Origin of the sequence: Rhodococcus sp. NPDC060090, assembly GCF_042729855.1 — a bacterium.
GTDB lineage: Bacteria > Actinomycetota > Actinomycetes > Mycobacteriales > Mycobacteriaceae > Rhodococcus.
The window spans coordinates 48653-68834 of record NZ_JBHWXB010000019.1; the positions used below are offsets into that span (position 1 = coordinate 48653).

The following is a 20182-nucleotide window of genomic DNA, read 5'->3' on the forward strand; positions in this document are numbered from 1 at the left end:
ATGGACGGGGCGCTTGGCTTGGTCCGTTCTTTTGGTTAGCCTAACCAATCGTGACCGGGGCAACGCGCTGCCGGCGACGAGACATGTGGGAGACACACGATGCGGGTTCTGAAACGGAGCCGGGTGCGCAGCGCCGCAGTGCTCGGCGCGGCGGCCTTGTTGACGGTCGGGTTGGTGGGATGTTCGAGCGACAATGGAGGCTCCGAAGAAACGGATACCGCTGCTTCGACGGAGACTCGCACCTTCGAGGCTCAGAACGGTTCCATCGAGATCCCGGCAGATCCGCAGCGCATCGTCGCCTGCGGCTACGCGGTGCTTCCTCTGATCCAGGCAGACGCCAACCTCGCTGCAGTGTGCGAGTGGACGCGAGAGACCGAGAACATGGACGAGGAGACCCTCGCCGCATACGAGGAGCTGCCGAAGGTCGCTCCCGACATGTCGGTCGCCGACCTCAACTACGAGGCCATCACCATGGCTGAGCCCGACCTCATCATCATGGGTGTTCCCGCGATGGTCCAGGAGCAGCTCGACATGGCCACGCTGGAAACGCTTGCGCCGGTGGTGTTCCTCGGTCCCAGTATCCCGGGTCAATGGCGTGAACTCGGCGAGCAGTTCGCCGATGCTGCGAACGTGAGCGACGCCTACGGCGAGTTCAAGGACGAGTACGACGCGCGCGCTGCGGAACTCGCCGACAAGTACGCCGGTACCCTCGGCGGCCTGAAGTTTGCCGGTGTGTGCAGCGAGTGTGGCACGAACCCCGGTGAATACATGCGCGAGTACAAGTCGTCCTACACCTCGAATCTTTTCGACGACCTCGGCTTCGACTTCCCCGGCGAGCCGGCCGACCCCGCGATCACCCACGGCGAGTACCTCTCGTTCGAGAAGCTGCCGGAGAACCTCGGTGACGCCGACGTGATCGTCTACGGTATCGAAGCGGACGGCTCCGTCACTCCGGCACTGCAGGAACTGTTCGACTCACCGCTGTGGAAGGAACTGCCCGCAGTCAAGGCCGGTAACCTCGTCGCCGTCAAGCATGCCAATGCGGCAACCTACGAAACAGCGCTTCTCGCACTCGATTCCATCGACGCAGCACTCGAGAAGCTGCCCGCCAACCAGTCGCAGTAAAACTGCCTCGCAGCGGGTGCGAACCTGCGGCACCGCACGCCCGAACGGCCCTCGCTCCTGGGGGCCGTTTGCGTGCCCGAATCAATGTTCGCGGATCAGGGACGCAGAGCGTTCTTGGTGGTGCGTGCCCACGACTCGATCGCCGAGTAGCTGTCGCCGACACCCTGTGTGTAGGCCACGAGAGCTCCGTACAGGTGTGCTCCCTCCGCGGCCAGCTCGATCGTGCCGACCCAGTGGGATGCGCGCGCCATCACGGCCGCGGAGATGTCGAGGCGATCGCGTGTCTCCCTCGAGACCGTGGCGAACGACTCGTCCGCGATCTGGAACGTCTCTTTGACGCCGCGCCAGTAATACTCCGCGTCCATTGCCGCGCGCAGTGATTCGTAGTCGGTCGTGTCCTGCATCGCCGTGGCATTCCGGAGCTCGTTCGACGCCTGGCCGGACGAGCCGAGGGGGATGTACGTGATGTCGTCGGTGGATCTGTTATCGCCGCGTCTGGTCCTCACCGAAGAGATGGTGCCCCATCATGCGGCAGAACGAAACAATCGGTTTCGTTCCGATCGCGATACGATCACGGCAGGGCCTCAGCGTGCACCGCCGCTCCCATGGACGGGGGGGTGACGCCTGCCCCGTCGATGGGATATCCGCCACGGAGTGCGGTATGCGTCGGTGTCGACCACTAGGGTGTCACCGTGCGTCCTTCACTCGATTCCTACTCACACCTCGCAGGCGGCAAGGTCCGCGACCTCTACATCGTCGACGACGAGCACCTGCTGCTCGTGGCCAGCGACCGGATCTCGGCCTACGACCACGTCCTGGAGACCCCGATCCCCGACAAGGGGCGCGTGCTCACCGCGATGAGCGTGTTCTTCTTCGACCACCTCGACGCGAACAACCACCTGGCGGGTGAGCCCGACGACGAGCGGATTCCCGCCGAGGTCCTCGGTCGCGCATTGATCGTCAAGCGCCTCGAGATGGTGCCGGTGGAGTGCGTCGCCCGCGGCTATCTCACCGGGTCCGGTCTCGCCGACTACCAGACCACCGGCTCGGTGTGCGGCGTGAGCCTGCCCGAGGGACTGGTGGAGGCCTCCCGGCTTCCCGAGCCGATCTTCACGCCCGCGACGAAAGCCGACCTCGGTGATCACGACGAGAACATCAGCTTCGAGCAGGTCGCCGAGAAGATCGGGCTGAATCTGGCGATGCAGCTGCGCCAGGACACCCTCGACATCTACGACCGGGCATCGATCTTCGCCTACGAGCGGGGCATCATGCTCGCCGACACCAAACTCGAGTTCGGTCTCGACAAGGCTGGCAATCTCGTGCTGGCCGACGAGGTGCTCACCCCCGATTCGTCCCGGTACTGGGATCTGGCCGAGTATGCGGAAGGCAAGGTGCAGCCGAGCTTCGACAAGCAGATCGTCCGTAACTGGCTCACCAGCGACGAATCCGGATGGGACCGCGCCTCCGACACACAGCCCCCTGCGTTGCCCCAGCACATCGTCGACAAGACCCGTGCGCGGTATATCGAGGCCTACGAGCGCATTTCCGGACTGTCCTTCGACGATTGGATCGGCTGACCACGATGACCTCCCCGACCCCGCCCGTTGCCGCGAAGGTTCCGCACGAGCGCATTCACCACGGTCACACGTTCGTCGACGACTACGAGTGGCTGCGCGACAAGGACAACCCGGAGGTGATCGCGTACCTCGAAGCCGAGAACGCGTTCACCGAAGCGCAGACCGCGCATCTCGCGCCGGTGCGGGAGTCGATCTTCGAGGAAATCAAATCGCGGACGCAGGAGACCGACATGTCGGTCCCCGCTCGCATGGGCGAGTGGTGGTACTACGCCCGCACAGTCGAGGGCAAGCAGTACGGAATCCAGTGCCGATGCCCGATCACCGACCCCGACGATTGGACCCCGCCGGAGGTCACGGCGGGCACCGAACTGCCCGGCGAGCAGGTGCTGCTCGACGGCAACGTCGAGTCCGAGGGGCACGATTTCTTCTCCGTCGGCGCGTTCTCGCTCAGCCACGACGGCACACTGCTCGCGTACTCCACCGACGTGGTGGGCGACGAGCGGTACACGCTGAAGTTCAAGGACCTCACCACCGGTGAACTGCTCGCCGACGAGATCCCGGGCACCGCACCCGGTGCCACCTGGGCTCTCGACCACAGTCACGTCTTCTATCAGACGGTCGACGAGTCCTGGCGCCCCGACACCGTGTGGCGGCACCGGCTCGGTACCGCCGTGGACGATGATGTGAAGGTCTTCCACGAGCCCGACGAGCGGTACTGGGTGTCGATCGGTGCCACGCGCAGCGAGAAGTACCTGATGATCTGGGTGGGATCGAAGATCACCACCGAGGGCTGGGTTCTCGAATCCGACAATCCCACCGGCGAGTTCCGCGTCCTGTTGCCTCGGCGTGAGGGCGTCGAGTACGGCGCCGAGCATGCCGTCGTCGGAGGCCAGGACCGGTTCCTGGTGTTGCACAATGATGTCGACCCGAACACGGGGGAGAAGGCCGAGAACTTCGTCCTGGCGGAAGCTCCCGTCGACGATCCGTCGGCGCTGCGTACCTTGATCGAGCATCGCAAGGACGTCCGGCTCGAGGATGTCGAGGCGTTCGAAGGCCACCTCGTGGTGAGCTACCGACGTGAAGCGCTCACCCGGATTGCGGTGTGGCCGCTCACCGCCGATGGTTACGGCGACCTCCACGAACTCGAATTCGACGAAGAGCTGTTCGCCGTCGGCCCGGGCGGGAACCCCGAGTGGAAGCAGCCTGTGCTTCGCCTCGGCTTCACGTCGTTCATCACCCCCACCCGGGTCTACGAGTACGTCGTGGGCACCGGAGAGCTGCTGCTGCGCAAGTCGCAGCCGGTGCTCGGCGACTTCGATCCGTCGCACTACGAGCAGCGTCGTGAGTGGGCGACGGCCGACGACGGCACGAAGATCCCGATCTCGATCGTCGCGAAGAAGGGCACTTCTGCGAACGCCCCGACCCTGCTGTACGGGTACGGCTCGTACGAGGCCAGCATCGACCCCGGTTTCTCGGTCGCGCGCCTGTCGCTGCTCGACCGCGGCATGGTCTTCGCGGTCGCGCACGTACGCGGCGGCGGCGAGATGGGCCGGCACTGGTACGAGCACGGAAAGTCGCTCACGAAGAAGAACACTTTCACCGATTTCGTTGCGTGCGCACGGCATCTCGTCGACACCGGTGTCACGAGCCCCGACCGGCTCGTCGCCGATGGTGGTAGCGCGGGCGGGCTGCTCATGGGAGCGGTCGCGAACATCGCACCCGAGCTTTTCGAGGGCATCCTCGCCAACGTGCCCTTCGTGGACCCGCTCACCTCGATCCTCGATCCGTCGCTCCCGCTGACGGTGATCGAGTGGGACGAGTGGGGCAACCCGCTCGAAAGCCCGGAGGTGTACGAGTACATGCGCTCGTACAGCCCGTACGAGAACATCGAGGCGAAGGATTACCCGGCGATCCTCGCGATCACGAGTATCAACGATACCCGCGTGCTGTACGTCGAACCCGCCAAGTGGGTCGCGAAGCTGCGCGCGACGAAGACGGGCGATTCGCCGTTGTTGCTCAAGACCGAGATGAGCGCAGGCCACGGCGGCGTGTCGGGCCGGTACGAGAAGTGGCGCGAGGTCGCGTTCGAGTTCGCGTGGGTGCTGGAGACTTCCGGCGCTCACCGCCCTTAGACGCCGGCGCTCGATCGTCGCCAGGTAGCACCATGTGCCAGTGTGGCCCCGAGGGGACCTGCACCGGCGACTCGAATCGGCTGTTCGGCCGTTCCGACTCGCCGGTGCGATCCGTCCACGGCTACTGACGTCAGTGTGCGGTGAGGTGGCGAGAAGAGATCTGCTCGGTGGATCCCGGAACCGGTTCGGCAGGGTCGCTACCAAGTGAAATGATCTTGTTGTCGGAGTCGACGTGTACAACCTTCGGTTCGTGCACGAGGAGTTCGGTTTCGTCGAGCTGAAGGTACGACATGATGATGACCAGGTCGTCAGGGTTGACGAGGTGCGCTGCAGCGCCGTTGATGCAGATGACACCGGAGTCGGCATCGCCGGTGATGACGTAGGTCTCGATGCGTGCGCCGTTGGTGATGTCGACGATCTGTACCTTTTCACCTTCCACGAGGTCGGCGGCACGCATGAGGGTTGCGTCGATCGTGACAGATCCGACGTAGTGCAGATCGGCTTGGGTGACCCGGGCTCGATGGATCTTGCCGTTGACCAGTGTGCGGAACATGTTCACTCCGTTTCCGTGGGGTTGATCGTGCGGGTCCGAGCTCTGTGATCAGGGCTGGACTCAGAGGTAGTGCCGAACTCGAATTCAAATCGGATCCGGTTGCAGCGGAAAGCATATCGATCGACCGGATTCCGTTCCTCCGTGTCGAATCCGGGTGATATCGCCCCATGCTCGTATGCGGAGCGACAGTGTCGTCGAGATCACGACGATAGGTTAGCCTAACCGAGGCTAGGAGTAGGGGTTCTGGGGCGAGCATGAACCGAGATCATAGGGTAGCTTCACCTAAGTTCTTGACCATCGGGTGGCGAGGGAGTTGGGTCGGTGCATCGGCAGGCGACAGGTGTGGGTGATGTTCGGGCGGTCGTTGCGAGCGTGATCGGCGTGGAGCAAGAGACGATCGGGTATCGCGCCAACCTTTTCGAGTTGGGACTCGAGTCGCTGGTCCTGATGCGGCTGGTGGGGCGTTGGCGTCGGGACGGGCTGAATGTCACATTCGCCGACCTGGCCGAGGAGCCGACGATCGAGCGCTGGTCAGCGGTTCTCACCGCTGCAGGTGGATCCGCGACGCCCGCGCCCACCCGGAATCTCCGAGTGTCCAGTGCTGACAAGTTCGACCTCGCGGTTCTGCAGCACGCCTACTGGGTGGGGCGGGGCGTCGACCAGGCCCTCGGAGGGGTTGCGCCGCACTTGTACACCGAATTCGACGGTCCCGGACTCGATCCGGACCGTTTTCGGGCCGCGCTGAGAGCTGTCGCGGAGCGTCACGGAATGATGCGTGCCAGGATTACCGACAATGGTCAGCAAGAGATCTTGCCGACCACGCACGACCGGCCAGTGAAAGTGATGGACCTCGCAAAAGAGGATGCCGACGCCGTCGAGACGTATCTCGGTGCCGCACGGCACCGTCTCTCGCACCAGAAACTCGACATCGAAGCGGGTGAGGTCTTTTCGGCCGAGCTCACGCTCTTGCCGAACGGGCGTTCTCGTCTGCACCTGGACGTCGACATGATCGCCGCGGATGCTGTCAGCTACCGCATCATTCTCGATGACATCGCAAGGGCATACAGCGGAGAGACTCTGTCTCCCATCGGGTACAGCTACGGGCAGTACCTGTCGGATCGGCCCGAGGCGCGGCGGGAGTCCCGGGCAACGGCGGAAGCCTACTGGAAGGATCGTCTCGAGGACCTGCCTGGCGCCCCATCTCTGCCACTTGTCGACGGAGACAGTGGCGACGCGGTGGCCACCAGGCTCGCGTTCCATCTCGATGCCGCCGGATATGATCGACTGCGTTCAGCCGCACGCGCATTCGGAGTGACACCTGCCGCGGCCGTGGCCACGGCGTTTGCCGAGGTGGTCGGTGCATGGTCACGAGAATCCCGGTTCTTGCTGAATGTCCCCATGTTCGACCGGCTCGAGACGCATCCGGACGTCGCTCGATTGGTCGGCGACTTCTCCAGTTCTGTGATGCTCGATGTCGACCTCGAAGATGACCTGTCGTTCGTGGAACGGGTAAGGGCACTTCAGGCGACATTGCATGCGGGCGCGTCCCACGCGGAGTATTCCGGGGTCGAGGTCCTGCGTGATCTGGGTCGTCTACGTGGTGAGCAGGTGCTTGCGCCGGTGGTCTTCACGAGCGCACTGAGTCTGGGCGAACTGTTCCACGAACGCGTGCGTGAAGTGTTCGGCGATCCTGCATGGATCATTTCTCAAGGGCCGCAGGTGGTTCTGGATGCACAGATCACCGAACTCGACGGCGGTGTCCTCGTCAACTGGGACATCCGCGAGAACGAGTTCCTTCCCGGCGTTCCCGCTTCGATGTTCGCGGCGTTCGAGCGCCTGGTCTCGTCGGTGGTCGATGGGGGACCGGACTTCTGGAACTCCGGTATCCCCGCCCTGCTCCCCGCGATGCAGAGTGATGCTCGTGAGTCCGTACCGGTCGGTGATGCACAGCTCGAGTGGCCTCAGCCGTCTGATTCACCCGTGCTCCTGCACGCCGGGTTCTTCGAACGAGCCGCAGCCACACCGGCTGACATCGCGCTGACCTGGGCCTCGGGGAGCACGCTCACCTACGGTGCGCTCGCCGACAAGGCGTTGCGGGTCGGCGCTGCGCTCCGCGCCGGCGGTGTTGCTGTGGGCGACGCTGTCGGAATCACACTGCCCAAAGGGCACGAGCAGGTGATCGCGGTCCTCGGTGTCCTCGCCGCCGGTGGGGTCTACGTACCGATCGGAGTGGACCAGCCACAGTCACGCGCGGACCTCATCGCCGAGGCGGCGAAGTTCGTAACCGTGATCGGGCAAGACCTGTCGATGACAGACGCGCTCGCGTACGAACCGCTGGCGCGACCGCATCTCGGATCGGATTCCGATACCGCGTACATGATCTTCACGTCGGGGTCGACGGGGAGACCCAAGGGCGTCGTCGTTCCCCACATCGCGGCGATGAACACGATCAGCGACATCATCGGCCGATATGAACTCGTCGAGTCGTACCGACCGTTGTGCCTGTCCGAACTGGACTTCGACCTGTGCACATTCGACCTGTTCTCATGCTTGACGGTCGGCGGCACCGCAGTGCTGATCGAAGAGCACGAGCGCCGGGATCCACAACGATGGGCTCGGATGATCGTCGATCATCGAGTCAGTGTCATCAGTTGTGTCCCACCGCTCCTCGACATGATCCTGTCCACCGGGCTCGACCTCGGCGATTCGCTGAAGCTGGTGATGCTCGGTGGGGACAAGGTGACGATCGACCTGTTCCAGCGTCTGCGGGCGGCAGTGCCCGGATGCCGGTTCGCAGGGCTCGGCGGAGCAACGGAGACGGCGATCCACAACAGCATCTGCGAGGTGCGCACCGTAAACCCCCGCTGGCGGACGGTCCCGTTCGGTACACCGCTGCGGAACATGGTGTTCCGAGTGGTCGACCGGCACGGGCGGGACGTTCCGCAGTGGGTGGGCGGTGAACTGTGGGTGTCCGGAACAGGCCTGGCGACCGGATACCTCAACGATCCGGACCGTACCGCGAAGCGATTCGTCCACGCGCGAGGGCGTCGCTGGTACCGCACCGGAGATGTGGTCCGTTATGTCGAGAACGACATGGTCGAATTCCTCGGACGCGTGGACAGCCAGGTGAAGATCAACGGCTTCCGGATCGAACTGGGTGAGATCGAGGCGGTCCTGAACCAGGATCCGGACATCATCTCGGCCGCAGCGGCTCTCGATACCGCCGGAGTGCCGACCCTGGTTGCGGCCGCAGTCCTGGACGATAATGTCGACGCATCGGTCGAGACCGTGCTCCGACGACTGGAAAGTCGCCTCCCGGTCCATATGATTCCGGATCGGATAGTTGTCACCGACGCGTTGCCCGTGACGATCAACGGCAAGATCGACCGCGATGCAATCGTGGCCGGTGCACGCGAATTGTCGGATTCACAGCGCTACAGTGCTCATGTCTCGCCCCGGACCTCCCTGGAGGCGACCATCGCGGATGTGTGGAAGACGGTGCTGGGTGCCGACCGAGTCGGGGTGACCGACACTCTGTTCGCTCTCGGTGGAGACTCCGTGCTTGCCACCACGATCGTTGCGCGATTGCGGCAGCGCCTGAACACCGACGCCGTGACGGTGCGAATGGTATTCGCCGAACCCACTGTGGGCGGACTCGCCGCGCGCATCGAGGCGTTGGGGGAAACGCAGGAAAAATCGTCGACAACCTCCTCGCACGCACCCCTGATCACGCTCACCGACGCCGAACATGAGTCACTCTCCGCGAGCTTCGGCGGTATCGACGAAGTGTGGCCGCTGGCGCCGTTGCAACGCGGACTGCTCTACCAGGTCCGTCTCGATCCAGCTGCGACGCTGCTCTACACAGTGCAGAACGTCGCCGCACTCGACCGGCATCTGGATGAGGAACGGTTGCGCGAGGTCGTTGCCACCGTGGTCGAGGAAAACCCCACATTGCGTGCGGTATTCACATTCACCGACACCGGCGAACCCGTACAGGCCATCCTGCGGTCGGTCGAGGTACCGGTGCGAGTGGTCGACCTGTCCGAGCATCCGGATGCGGAGCAGCAGATGATGCTCGAACTCGCAGCCGACCGCGCGGCAGGTTACGACATCGAGAAGCCGCCCCTGTTCCGGGTAGTGGTCCTGAATCTGCCCGGGAACGAAGCTCGGATGGTGGTCAACTACTGGTTCGGTGCATTCGACGGTACGTCGTCGTGGCTGCTGGCCGACCGCATACTCGACCTGTACGACGACACCGGAGCACCTGCTCCTACGGCGAGCTACCGAGATCACCTTGCCTGGCTGGCGCAACGCGACCAGCAGGAGTCCGCCACCGTGTGGCGGGATCTGTTTGCGGACTTCGATTCTCCGACCCTTCTCACCGAACGAGAGGGTGACCAGGAGAGGTCGCCGATGCCGCAGCGTCTCGAGCGGCCGTTGTCCGGCACGACGTCTTCGCGTCTCGTCGATATTGCCCGCGAAGCTCAGGTCACTCCGTTCGCGTTGCTCGCAGCCACGTGGGGCGCAGTGTTGACGAGCGTCACCGGACGACAGGATGTCGTGTTCGGAACCGCGTTGTCCGGTCGCCCCATCGACGTTGCAGGTAGCGACCGGACCATCGGTGCGTTCATCGACACGGTGCCGGTCCGCGCATCGGCCCGAGGATCCGACACGGTGACGACACTCGCCGTGCGGATCCAGGGCCAGCGACTCGATCTGATACCCCACGATCACATCGGTCTCGGTGCGATACAGAAGTCCGTCGGCCTCGGCGCACTGTTCGACACCCTGCTCGTACTGCGCAACGCCGCGGTGCCCGACTCGGGGGCGGTGCCGAGGATGCAACATGTGTCGACCGTCGATGGTTCCGAGTTCCCGATCTCGGTCGCGATCGACCCTGGTGATCGCCTGAATCTGAGTATCACCTACCTGCCCAGTTCGGTCGACGAGTCCCGAGCACGCGATCTCCTGGGCAGGTTCTACGACGCTCTCGAGACGATCGCCTCGGACTCCGCTCGTCCGCTCGCCAGGTGGGCGAACGATGCTGTACCGAATCTTGCGGAGCTCACCGGGACACCGGATGTCACGATTGCCGAGATGCTCTCGGACCGAGCACGGGAGATACCGGATGCGACCGCGGTCGTGCTGGGTGCTGAGTCACTGACCTTCGGGGAACTCGATTCGCGCATCGACATGTTCGCCGCGGCGCTTGTACGCCGTGGAGTTGGGCCCGAGCGCATCGTCGCGCTGGCGCTGCCGCGCACGGTCGAGATGGTGGTGGCGTTGTTCGCGGTGTTGCGAGCCGGGGCAGCGTATCTGCCGCTCGAACTCGATCACCCCACGGACCGGCTCAATGTGATGCTTGCGGATGCAGGTCCCGACATTCTGGTGACGAATTCCATTGTGGCCCAGCGCCCGTTCGTCACCGATGCAGAAGTGTTGATCGTCGACGACCCCGACACGGTGACCGAACTCCGTTCCGGTCGGCGATTCACGACAGCCGCCTCGCGATCGTTCGCGCCGGGTGTTCCGGGTCGCCTGAACCACCCGGCGTACGTCATCTACACGTCAGGCTCGACGGGGACACCGAAGGGTGTGGTGACGCCCTATCTGGGGCTGACCAATATGCTGCTCAACCACCGCAGCAAGATCTTCGGTCCGACGATCGCCGCTGCCGGCGACAGGGTTCTCCGTATTGCGCACACGGTCTCGTTCTCCTTCGATATGTCGTGGGAAGAACTGCTGTGGCTGGTGGAAGGTCACGAGGTGCACATCTGCGACGAAGAACTTCGTCGCGATGCGCCGGGACTGGCCGCGTACTGCGCTGAGCACGCGATCGACGTTGTCAATGTCACGCCGACGTACGCTCAATTGCTGCTCGACCAGGGCATTCTCGACGGTGAGTCCCGCATGCCACTCGTGCTTCTCGGCGGTGAGGCGGTCCCGGACACACTGTGGTCCCGGCTGCGCGCCGAACCTGACGTCGAGGGTTACAACCTCTACGGACCCACTGAGTACACGATCAATGCTCTCGGTGGTGGCGCCTGCGACAGTGCGACAGCAACGATCGGCTCACCAGTGTCCGAGACACGCGCGCACGTCCTCGACGGGTGGTTGCGTCCCGTGCCGACCGGCACGATCGGGGAGCTGTATCTCGCCGGATCCGGACTTGCCAGAGGCTATCTCGGACGATCGGGGCTGACTGCCGGGCACTTCGTGGCCGACCCGTGGACGTCCGGTGGCCGGATGTATCGGACGGGCGACCTCGTGAAAGTGCGTCCTGACGGTTTGTTCGATTACTGCGGGCGGGCCGATGAGCAGGTGAAGATCCGCGGCTATCGCGTCGAACTCGGCGAAGTGGAGGCGGAGGTCACGGCATGCCCCGGAGTTGCGGCCGCAGTGGTCCGCGCAGTCACCCCACCGGGAACGAACAGTCGTCAGCTCGCCGCGTACGTGGTCTCGCCAGGCGTCGATGGGGAGGATCTGTTCACTTCGATCCGTGACCATCTCGCGACGCGCCTGCCGGACTACATGGTGCCTACCCGCTTCATCCTCATCGACCGCATCCCGATGACGGTCAACGGCAAGCTCGACACACGAGCGCTGCCGATACCCGATTCCGGAGCTGCGGGCTATCAGGCGCCTCGTACCCCGGTCGAGATCGTGTTGTGCGAGATCGTCACTCGTATCCTCGGCGTCGAACGAGTGGGTATCGACGACGACTTCTTCGGGCTGGGTGGCGACAGCATTTCATCGCTTGCGGTGGCTTCGGCCGCGAAGGCCGCGGGGATCGGGCTCACACCGCGGTCGATCATGCGGAAGCGAACGGTGCGACTGTTCGGTAGCGGGGCCGGCTTCGATGACGCTCCGCAGACCGAGCTCGTTCCCGCGACCGTGACGGATCTCAGCTCGGATGAACTCGACGAGTTCGAGAGCAGCCTGTGAACACCACATCGGGACAGTCCAAGATCCTCGAGGTCATTCCGACCACGGCGCTTCAGACCGGGATGTACCTGCAGTCCTCCTTGGTGTCGCCGGCGCAGGACCCGTATCTTTCGCAGACCGTCGTGACGTTCCGGGCGCCGATCGACGTCCCGGTTCTCACGTCGAGTGTCACTGCGATCCTCGACCGCTATCCACACCTGAAAGCTGTGCTCCGGCAACGGGCGAACGGCTCGCTCGTGTGGGTTGTGCCCCGCGCAACGGAACCGGAGATCGAGTTCGCTGATTCCGGCGCCGACGCGGAGGAGATCCGGATGCGCGACCGTGCCGCCGGATTCGAACTGTTGCGCCGCCCGCTGATCCGGTTCACGATCGTCGGTCGACGGTTGTCGGTCACGTACCACCACAGCTTGATGGACGGCTGGTCGGAAGCAGTGTTCGTGCGTGAACTCGTGCAGATCTACGACGCTGGGGGTACTGCTGGCGGTCTTCCACCCGCAGCCTCGTTCGGCAACTACCTCGGTTGGGTGGCTGCGCAAGATGTCGAGGCCGCGCGTGCGCAGTGGGCCGCCCATCTCGAGGGCCTCGCCGCGCCGACGCTGGTAGCGTCCGGGCCCAGTGAAAGTGGCGGTGCCCCGCTCCGTCTCGATGCCGAGATCCCGGACGATCTGAGTGACCGGGTCATGCGGTGCGCGAAGGGTGCCGGGGTGACCGTCAACGTCGTCATTCAACTCGCCTGGGCGCTCGTCCTGTCGGGTATGACATCACAGCGTGATGTCGTATTCGGGATGGCGGCGTCCGTCCGGCCGTACGATCTCCCCGACGCCGAGTCGATGGTCGGTCTACTTCTCAATACCGTTCCGGTGCGGGTGACAACCGACCCCACGGTCACCGTTCACGACCTGCTCGAGCAGATCCAGTCCAGTCATCTCGACCTCGAGGAACATCGACATCTGGGAATGGCCGAGATCTCGCGGACCACGCCGTATCGGACGCTGTTCGATACTGCGGTCGTCTACCAGAACTATCCCAGCGCTGTCCCTGACGGCGACGCGAGCGTCGACGAGGTTACGGTGCTCGGCGCGCCGATGAGCTTTCCCCTTGCGCTGGTTGCGGGACCGGATCCTCGGTTGTGGGCATTCGTCGTGTATCGGCCTGGAGCAATCGGCACCCAGGTCGCAGCCGTCGCCGTCGCGCGATTCGTCGAACTTCTCGATGCCTTGACCCTCGATCCGGATGCACCGGTGGCACGGGTGCTCACCTTCTCCGAGTCGACCGGTGACCGTCTCGGTGCGGGACCCGACATGATCGTCAGTGCCCTCGAACGTCAACTCGCCGATCGGTTCACCGAGTCCGCCGACGATCCTGCGATCGTGTGCGGATCCGGCACTGTCACCTACGCCGAGCTCGCGAGCCGCGTCGCGGGCCTGTCCGCACATCTGCGACGAGTCGGCGCAGGACCTGAAATGCGTGTGGCTGTGGCAGTTCCGCGTGGAGTGGACATGGTTGTCGCACTGCTCGCGGTGCTCGACGTCGGCGCAACGGTGGTGCCGATCGATATCCGGTACCCCCGCGACCGCATTTCTTTCCTACTGTCCGATTCGGATCCACAGGGGGTGATCGTGCACCCGGAGACTGCCGCGGTGCTGGACCGACTCGCACCCGGAGCTGCACGCATCACCATTACGGAAGTCGAAAACAATTGCCAGGAGCAGCCGTTCATGACTGCTCGGCACGGCGCCCTCACGGCCTACCTCATCTACACCTCGGGGTCGACGGGAACGCCGAAGGGGGTCCTGGGTACCCGTGACGGGTTGGCGAACCGGTTGCACTGGGCTGTGCATCGATGGGGCGATCCCCGCGTGAGGATTGCGAAGAGCTCGCTCAGCTTCATCGACGGGACCACCGAACTGCTGACCGGACTGCTGGCCGGTCAACAAGTGATCGTCGCCGACGACGACGAGTTCACCGACGCGCATGCTCTCGCCCGCCTGACCGCCGCTCATCGTGCCGACCAGATCACCGCAGTCGGATCACTCGCGGCCGCACTGTGCGACGTGGCCGCGAGTGACGTATCCGCGGTGGCACACTGGATTGTCAGCGGCGAGTTGCTGACCAGCAGCATCGTGGAGTCGATTGCGCAGGCCTGCCCCGCTGCCCGCCTGACCAACTCGTACGGATCGTCGGAGGTGGTCGGTGACGTCGCTACGTACGATGTCGCCGACCGCGCCGACAGTCCGGTTCCGGCGAGCGTCGTGGGCCGGGCGGTCCCCAACAGTTCTCTGCGGATTCTCGACGAGTTCCTCGTTCCCGTTGCACCGGGCGTAGTCGGGGAGGTCTACGTCGCCGGAGTTCAGTTGGCTCGCGGATATCACGGTGCGTCGTCCGCGACGGCCGCACGATTCGTGGCCGATCCGGAAAACTCCGGCGGTGAACGGATGTATCGAACCGGTGACCGCGGCCGCCAGGTGGACGGCGGTCTTCTCGACGTGATCGGACGTACCGACCGGCAGGTCAAGATCCGTGGATTTCGCATCGAGCTCGCCGAGGTCGAGGCGGCCGTTGCGGCGACCGGACTCGTGGACGATGTGGCTGTGATCGCTGTGCCGGACGATGCCGAACGCACACGGCTGACCGGGTTCGTGGTACCGCTCGCCGGCTACAGCGGAGACTCGATCGGAGTCGAGATCGCTTCCCGGCTGAGCCGGCAGTTGCCCGACTACATGATCCCGGCCGCCTGGTCGGCGCTTCCCGTTCTCCCTGTGACGCCGAACGGCAAGTTGGATCGACTCGCTCTCGGCCGGATCAGAATCCCGGTGAACATGTCGAGAGGCGTCGCGCCGCGGACCGAGACCGAACGTGTCGTGGCGTCGGTGATGGCCGACCTCGCGGGAGTCGACCCCGCTGACGTCGCCGTCGATGACGATTTCTTCGCACTCGGTGGGGACAGCATCGCGGCGATCTCGTTCGTGCACCTCGCGGCTCGACAGGGCGTCGTGTTCACCACCGTGGACGTCTTCGCCGCACGCACTGTCGAGGCCATCGCAGCGCGGGCCGACGCCGCTGCGGATGACTCTGCGGCGGACGGTGTCGTCGTTCCTGTGGACCGTGGTGTAGCTCCACTCATGGACGTCGACGAGACCGAGCGTCGGGAGCTGAGTGCCGCGGATATCGATGTGGACGACGTTCGTCCGGCAACCTCGCTCCAGCAGGGCATCGTGTTCCAGTCCGTGACTGCGGCCGTGGGCACCGACGAGATCTATGTCATCACCACGAATTTCGAGGTGACGGGCGAGCTCGACGACTCTCGATTCGAAGCAGCGTTGTGCGGGTTGCTCGTCCGGCACCCGAGCTTGACGTCGAGGTTCGTGACGCTGCAGTCGGGCCGTACGGTTGCCGTGCTGCAGCACCATCGAGACATCGAGGTTCGGCGAGTGTTCGTCGACTCTCTCGACGGACCCCATGCCCGTGCACTGGCCGCCGAGGACCGACGCACCTTCGATGTCGGAAATTCCCTCTTGATCCGGGCGACCGTACTCGACGAATCGCCGACTCGGCATCGGGTGATCCTCACCCTGCACCACCTACTGGTGGACGGTTGGTCGATGGGTATCGTCGGCACGGAGCTCTTCCGCTTGTATCGGGGTGAAACACTCGGGCCGCCTGCCTCGTTCGACAACTATCTGCGGTGGTTGTCCAGTCACGACAACGTCCGGTCCGAGACGGTGTGGAGGACGGTGCTCGGCGCCCGGTCCACAGCACAGAACCGACCCGTGCGACCATGCCTGGTTTCCGATTCGTCGGGTCGAACATCGCGTGTCGATGCCGAGGAGATCGTCGTGGACCTCACCGCGGCGGGAACTGATGCGTTGAAGGGCGCCGCAGCCGAATTCGGCGCGACTCTGAGCGAAGTGGTGCACGCCGCGTGGGCGGTGGTGCTGGCCGGAGTGACCGGACAGAGTGACGTGGTGTTCGGGTCCACTGTGTCCGGGCGCCCATCCGGTCTGGACCGCTCGGCCGATATGGTCGGACTTTTCGTCAACACGATCCCTGTGCGCGTCGACGTCCCCCCGCATGCGACGGTCGCCGAGGTTCTGGGCCTACTCCGTCAACAGACCGTGGACGTTCTCGACTACCATCACGTGGGCCTCGCCGACGTCCAGCGGATTGCCGGTGTCGGCCAATTGTTCGACACCCTCGTGGTGTTCGAGAACTTTGCTCCTGCGGATACATCCGGCATCAACTCCGCGGACTTCTCGGTCCATGTCGGTGACTTCCACACGATGACGCACTACCCGATCGCCGTGACGGTCTTTCCAGGTGATCGGCTCCGGATCGTCGTCGAGTACCGACCGGATCTGATCGATGCCGGGAGCGCCGAGACGATGAGCGCGTCTCTGCACGCGATCCTCGGTTCGATCGGTACGCCTGGTTCAGGCCGTGTGGCAGGGCTGTCCTTGGTGGATGGCGCTGCACGGCAGCGCATCCTGACAGAGTTCGTCGGTGAGGAATCGCAGTGTCCCGGTGGGACCCTGGTAGAGGTCCTGGACGCGCAGTGCGCGAACACCCCTGATGCAGTTGCGGTCACAGGACCCGACACCACACTGACCTTTGCGGAACTCAGTGCCCGGGCCAACCGCATTGCCCGCGCGTTGATTCGATCGGGCGTTGGTGCGGAAGACGTGGTCATCGTTCCCGCGACACGTTCGGCGTGCACCCTCGCGTCGATCGTCGCTGTGATGAGATCCGGTGCCGCGTACCTACCTATCGAGCCTGATGCGCCCGCCGAGCGGACCCAGCGCATCGTCGACAATGCTCGGCCGGTGGCGATCGTGGCCGGGCCGGCGGATCGGACGGTGGACAACCCCCTGTTCAACGGCGCGGTGGAACTCGGGCAGTGTCGGATCATCGACTCCTCTACGTTGGCCGATTCCGATGACGATCGTCGAGGTATCACCGATGACGAACGTCGTGATCGCGTGCACCCGGATGCGCCGGTATATCTGATCTACACGTCGGGAACGACCGGTGTACCGAAGGGCGTAGTTGTCACTCATCGGGGGCTGGCGAATCTGTATTACGGGCATCGCGCTCGCGTGCACGACCCGGCAGTGGCCCGAGCAGGCCGCGCACAACTCGACGTCGGGCATGCATGGTCGTTGGCGTTCGACGCATCGTGGCAACCGCAGTTGTGGATGTTCGGTGGTCACGCGGTACACGTCTTCGATCGTGAGTGCGTCAGTGACCCGAACACGCTGCTCAGCGAGCTGAGGCGGGTCTCGGCGGACTTCGTCGAGGTGGTGCCCTCGCTTCTCGAACACCTGATCCGCGCCGGGCTCGGGAGCGAGATCGGCACACTCGGCGTTGGTGGCGAAGCGGTGTCGCGTGAGCTCTGGGACCATGTGAGATCACTGAATTCGGTGGTGTTGCACAACTTCTACGGTCCCACCGAAGCCACTGTCGACGCGGTCCACGTCTCGACAGAGGAAACGAGCGAGCCCCACATCGGTCGGCCTGTGGCGGGACTGCGAGCGTATGTCCTCGACGATGCACTGCGCCCGGTCCCCATCGGGGTGGTGGGCGAGCTGTACATCGGCGGGCCGGGTGTGGCACGTGGCTACCGCGGTGCACCCGCACTGACGGCTCGGCACTTTCTTGCGGACTCGTTTGCTGCCGACGGCACTCGCATGTACCGCACCGGTGACCTGGTGTCGTGGACGCAGGAGGGGCTCCTCGACTACCGGGGCCGAGCGGACCATCAGGTCAAGATCCGCGGGCACCGCGTGGAGCTGGGCGAGCTCGAGCACTGTGTGCGCACGCTCGACGGAGTGGCCGATGCACGCGTAGTTACAGGTCGTGGGCCGACGGGCGCGGATCGTTTGTGCGCACATGTCATTCCTGAGCCGGGGCGCACACTCGATATTGCGGACCTGCGTTCGGGTATAGCAGAGCGATTGCCTGCCTACATGGTCCCTACCGCATACTCGATTCTCGACCGCTTCCCGCTCCTGTCCAATGGCAAGCTCGACCTCGCCGCGCTCCCGGAGGGCCAGGCTCCCCTCCTGGCGCCGAGTCCACCGGAAAATGATCTCGAACGCCGTCTGTGCGCCGAGATCGCGGATCTCCTCCACGTCTCCGACATCGGAACGGACGACGATTTCTTCGATCTCGGAGGCGACAGCATCATGTCGATGGAGCTGGCCGCGCGACTTCGTTCCAAGGGTATCGATGTATCTCCTCGCGATGTCCTGACCCGGCGCACCGTCCGCGCGCTCGCGGCCGAGGTGGCCGATCCCACCGATGGCCCGACCGAGTCGCCTCACTCGGCGGTTTCTCCGTTCGGAGAGGTCCCTCCCACACCGATCGTGACGTGGCTCGCGGAGCTCGACGGTGCGATCGAACAGATTTCGCAGGCTGTGCTGTTGCGTGTTCCCGCGGATCTGACCGAGGGTGCGATCGCCTCGATGGTCGATGCAGCGGCACGTCGCCATCCGGTACTTCGGGCGCGATTCGACGCGACCCGGCTGATCGTGCCGGAACCGGCCGACATCCCCTGCGAGTGGATCTCGACGCAGGACATCGCAGGTCTCGCGGACGATGCCGTCCGGACGGTTGTGCATACCGTGTCCCGGGCCGCGAAGGCGCGTTTGAGCCCCGCCGACGGCCGCATGATGGATCTGGTCTGGTTCCGCAGAGGGTACGGCGAACCGGGCGAACTGTTGATTACGCTGCATCACCTCGTAGTGGATGGTGTGTCGTGGCGAGTGCTGTTGCCGGACCTCGTTTCAGGTCGCGCGGACAACTCGTCGGACGCCGTTGCGCCGGAATCCAATTCGTTCAGGCGATGGGCGCACGCAGTGTACGAGCACGCTCACTCGGACGCGATCCTGGCGGACCTGGACCACTGGGTGTCGGTCGCCGCGCCTGGCGCGCAGATTCCTATGATCCGTGCGCTCGATCCTGCGATCGATGTCGGTGCCACCATGGATCGGTCCTCGTTCACTCTGTCCGAGAGTGAGACGGCGGCTCTGCTCGCCGGCGCGACCATGGTCGGTGGATCCATCGACGACATTCTGCTGGGCACATTCACTGTCGCCCTCACCTCCTGGGTGGGTGCAGGTTCCGCAGGTGACGAGCTGGAGTTCGTCCTGGACGTGGAAGGACATGGCCGCGATGAGGTCGGCACCAGCGGTGTCGACGGGGTAGGTGTCGTGGGCTGGCTGACCGACGTGCACCCGATCCGGGTCGCGACCAGGGCCGCACAGTTCGACGCTGTGGTGTCGGGCTCGGTGGATGCGGTCCGCGATCTGGTCGCGGGAGCCCGGCGCAGCAGGTCCGCGGTGCCGGGCGACGGGGCGTCGTACGGGTCGTTGCGTTACCTGAATCCTCGTGGACGTGAAGTGCTCGGAGGGTTGGGTTCTGCTTCGGTCGAATTCAACTATCTCGGACGGTTCGATCTGGGCGGTGACGACAATGACGGCGGCCGATTCGGTGCGAGCCCGTTCCGGGACAGTATGGACGACGGACTCGGTGCAACGGTGCCGTGTGCGTATCCGCTGGTGGTCGACAGTTTCGTGCACGATCATCGGCCCGTTACCGGCGACCCGATCTCCGTTCTGGGCGTGACGGTCTCGTGGCCGCGGGGGGTCGTGTCGGAGGTGTCGGGGTTGACGGATGCGTGGGTGACCGCACTGCAGTCGGTAGCTGCGATTGTGAAGGGGGCTCGGGTTTCCCAGACCTCCAAGTGAGGCAAGGATTACCTGTGTTAGCTGTGTTACCTTGTACGCGCCGTCGCTCACGCGTGGTGCGCGAGCACGTCGAATAGTCGAGAGGCATTGGAATGAAGAGCGTTT

7 protein-coding genes are annotated in these 20182 nt (G+C 64.4%); 5 read left to right on the forward strand and 2 right to left on the reverse strand.

All coding sequences use genetic code 11. The features are described from left to right. The first annotated feature begins 99 nt into the window (after positions 1-99). Positions 100-1125 carry an ABC transporter substrate-binding protein gene (locus ACFWCF_RS22590; RefSeq protein WP_378566302.1) on the forward strand — a complete coding sequence of 342 codons (1026 nt, stop codon included), beginning with the start codon at positions 100-102 and terminating at the stop codon, positions 1123-1125. Between the two features lie 95 nt (positions 1126-1220). On the opposite strand, the gene ACFWCF_RS22595 is transcribed toward ACFWCF_RS22590, so the two are convergent. Then, positions 1221-1631: a hypothetical protein gene (locus tag ACFWCF_RS22595; protein ID WP_378490903.1), complete on the reverse strand. Its 411-nt coding sequence runs from the start codon at positions 1629-1631 to the stop codon at positions 1221-1223. Between the two features lie 186 nt (positions 1632-1817). Between ACFWCF_RS22595 and ACFWCF_RS22600 the strand changes: the two genes are divergently transcribed. After that, the gene (locus ACFWCF_RS22600) at positions 1818-2702 is read left to right on the forward strand and encodes a phosphoribosylaminoimidazolesuccinocarboxamide synthase (RefSeq protein WP_378566305.1); all 885 of its coding nucleotides are present in this window, start codon (positions 1818-1820) and stop codon (positions 2700-2702) included. A 5-nt stretch (positions 2703-2707) separates the two neighbouring features. Beyond that, positions 2708-4834: a S9 family peptidase gene (locus ACFWCF_RS22605; protein WP_378566308.1), complete on the forward strand. Its 2127-nt coding sequence runs from the start codon at positions 2708-2710 to the stop codon at positions 4832-4834. Positions 4835-4964: 130 nt separating this feature from the next. Here ACFWCF_RS22605 and panD read toward each other — a convergent pair whose 3' ends face one another. After that, positions 4965-5387 carry an aspartate 1-decarboxylase gene (gene panD, locus ACFWCF_RS22610; protein WP_378490906.1) on the reverse strand — a complete coding sequence of 141 codons (423 nt, stop codon included), beginning with the start codon at positions 5385-5387 and terminating at the stop codon, positions 4965-4967. Between the two features lie 342 nt (positions 5388-5729). On the opposite strand from panD, the gene ACFWCF_RS22615 reads away from it, so the two are divergent. Both ACFWCF_RS22615 and ACFWCF_RS22620 read left to right on the forward strand, forming a co-directional pair. After that, positions 5730-12332, forward strand: a complete 6603-nt coding sequence (locus ACFWCF_RS22615) for an amino acid adenylation domain-containing protein (protein ID WP_378566311.1) — start codon at positions 5730-5732, stop codon at positions 12330-12332. Beyond that, positions 12329-20077 carry an amino acid adenylation domain-containing protein gene (locus ACFWCF_RS22620; protein WP_378566314.1) on the forward strand — a complete coding sequence of 2583 codons (7749 nt, stop codon included), beginning with the start codon at positions 12329-12331 and terminating at the stop codon, positions 20075-20077. The genes ACFWCF_RS22615 and ACFWCF_RS22620 overlap by 4 nt, the downstream gene beginning before the upstream one ends. Positions 20078-20182: the final 105 nt, after the last annotated feature.

What these genes read in the sequence shown, in the direction of transcription:
- ACFWCF_RS22605 (WP_378566308.1), top strand. Translation starts at nt 2,708, where the DNA reads ATGACCTCCCCGACCCCGCCCGTTGCCGCGAAGGTTCCGCACGAGCGC.
- ACFWCF_RS22590 (WP_378566302.1), top strand. Translation starts at nt 100, where the DNA reads ATGCGGGTTCTGAAACGGAGCCGGGTGCGCAGCGCCGCAGTGCTCGGC.
- panD (WP_378490906.1), bottom strand. Translation starts at nt 5,387, where the DNA reads ATGTTCCGCACACTGGTCAACGGCAAGATCCATCGAGCCCGGGTCACC.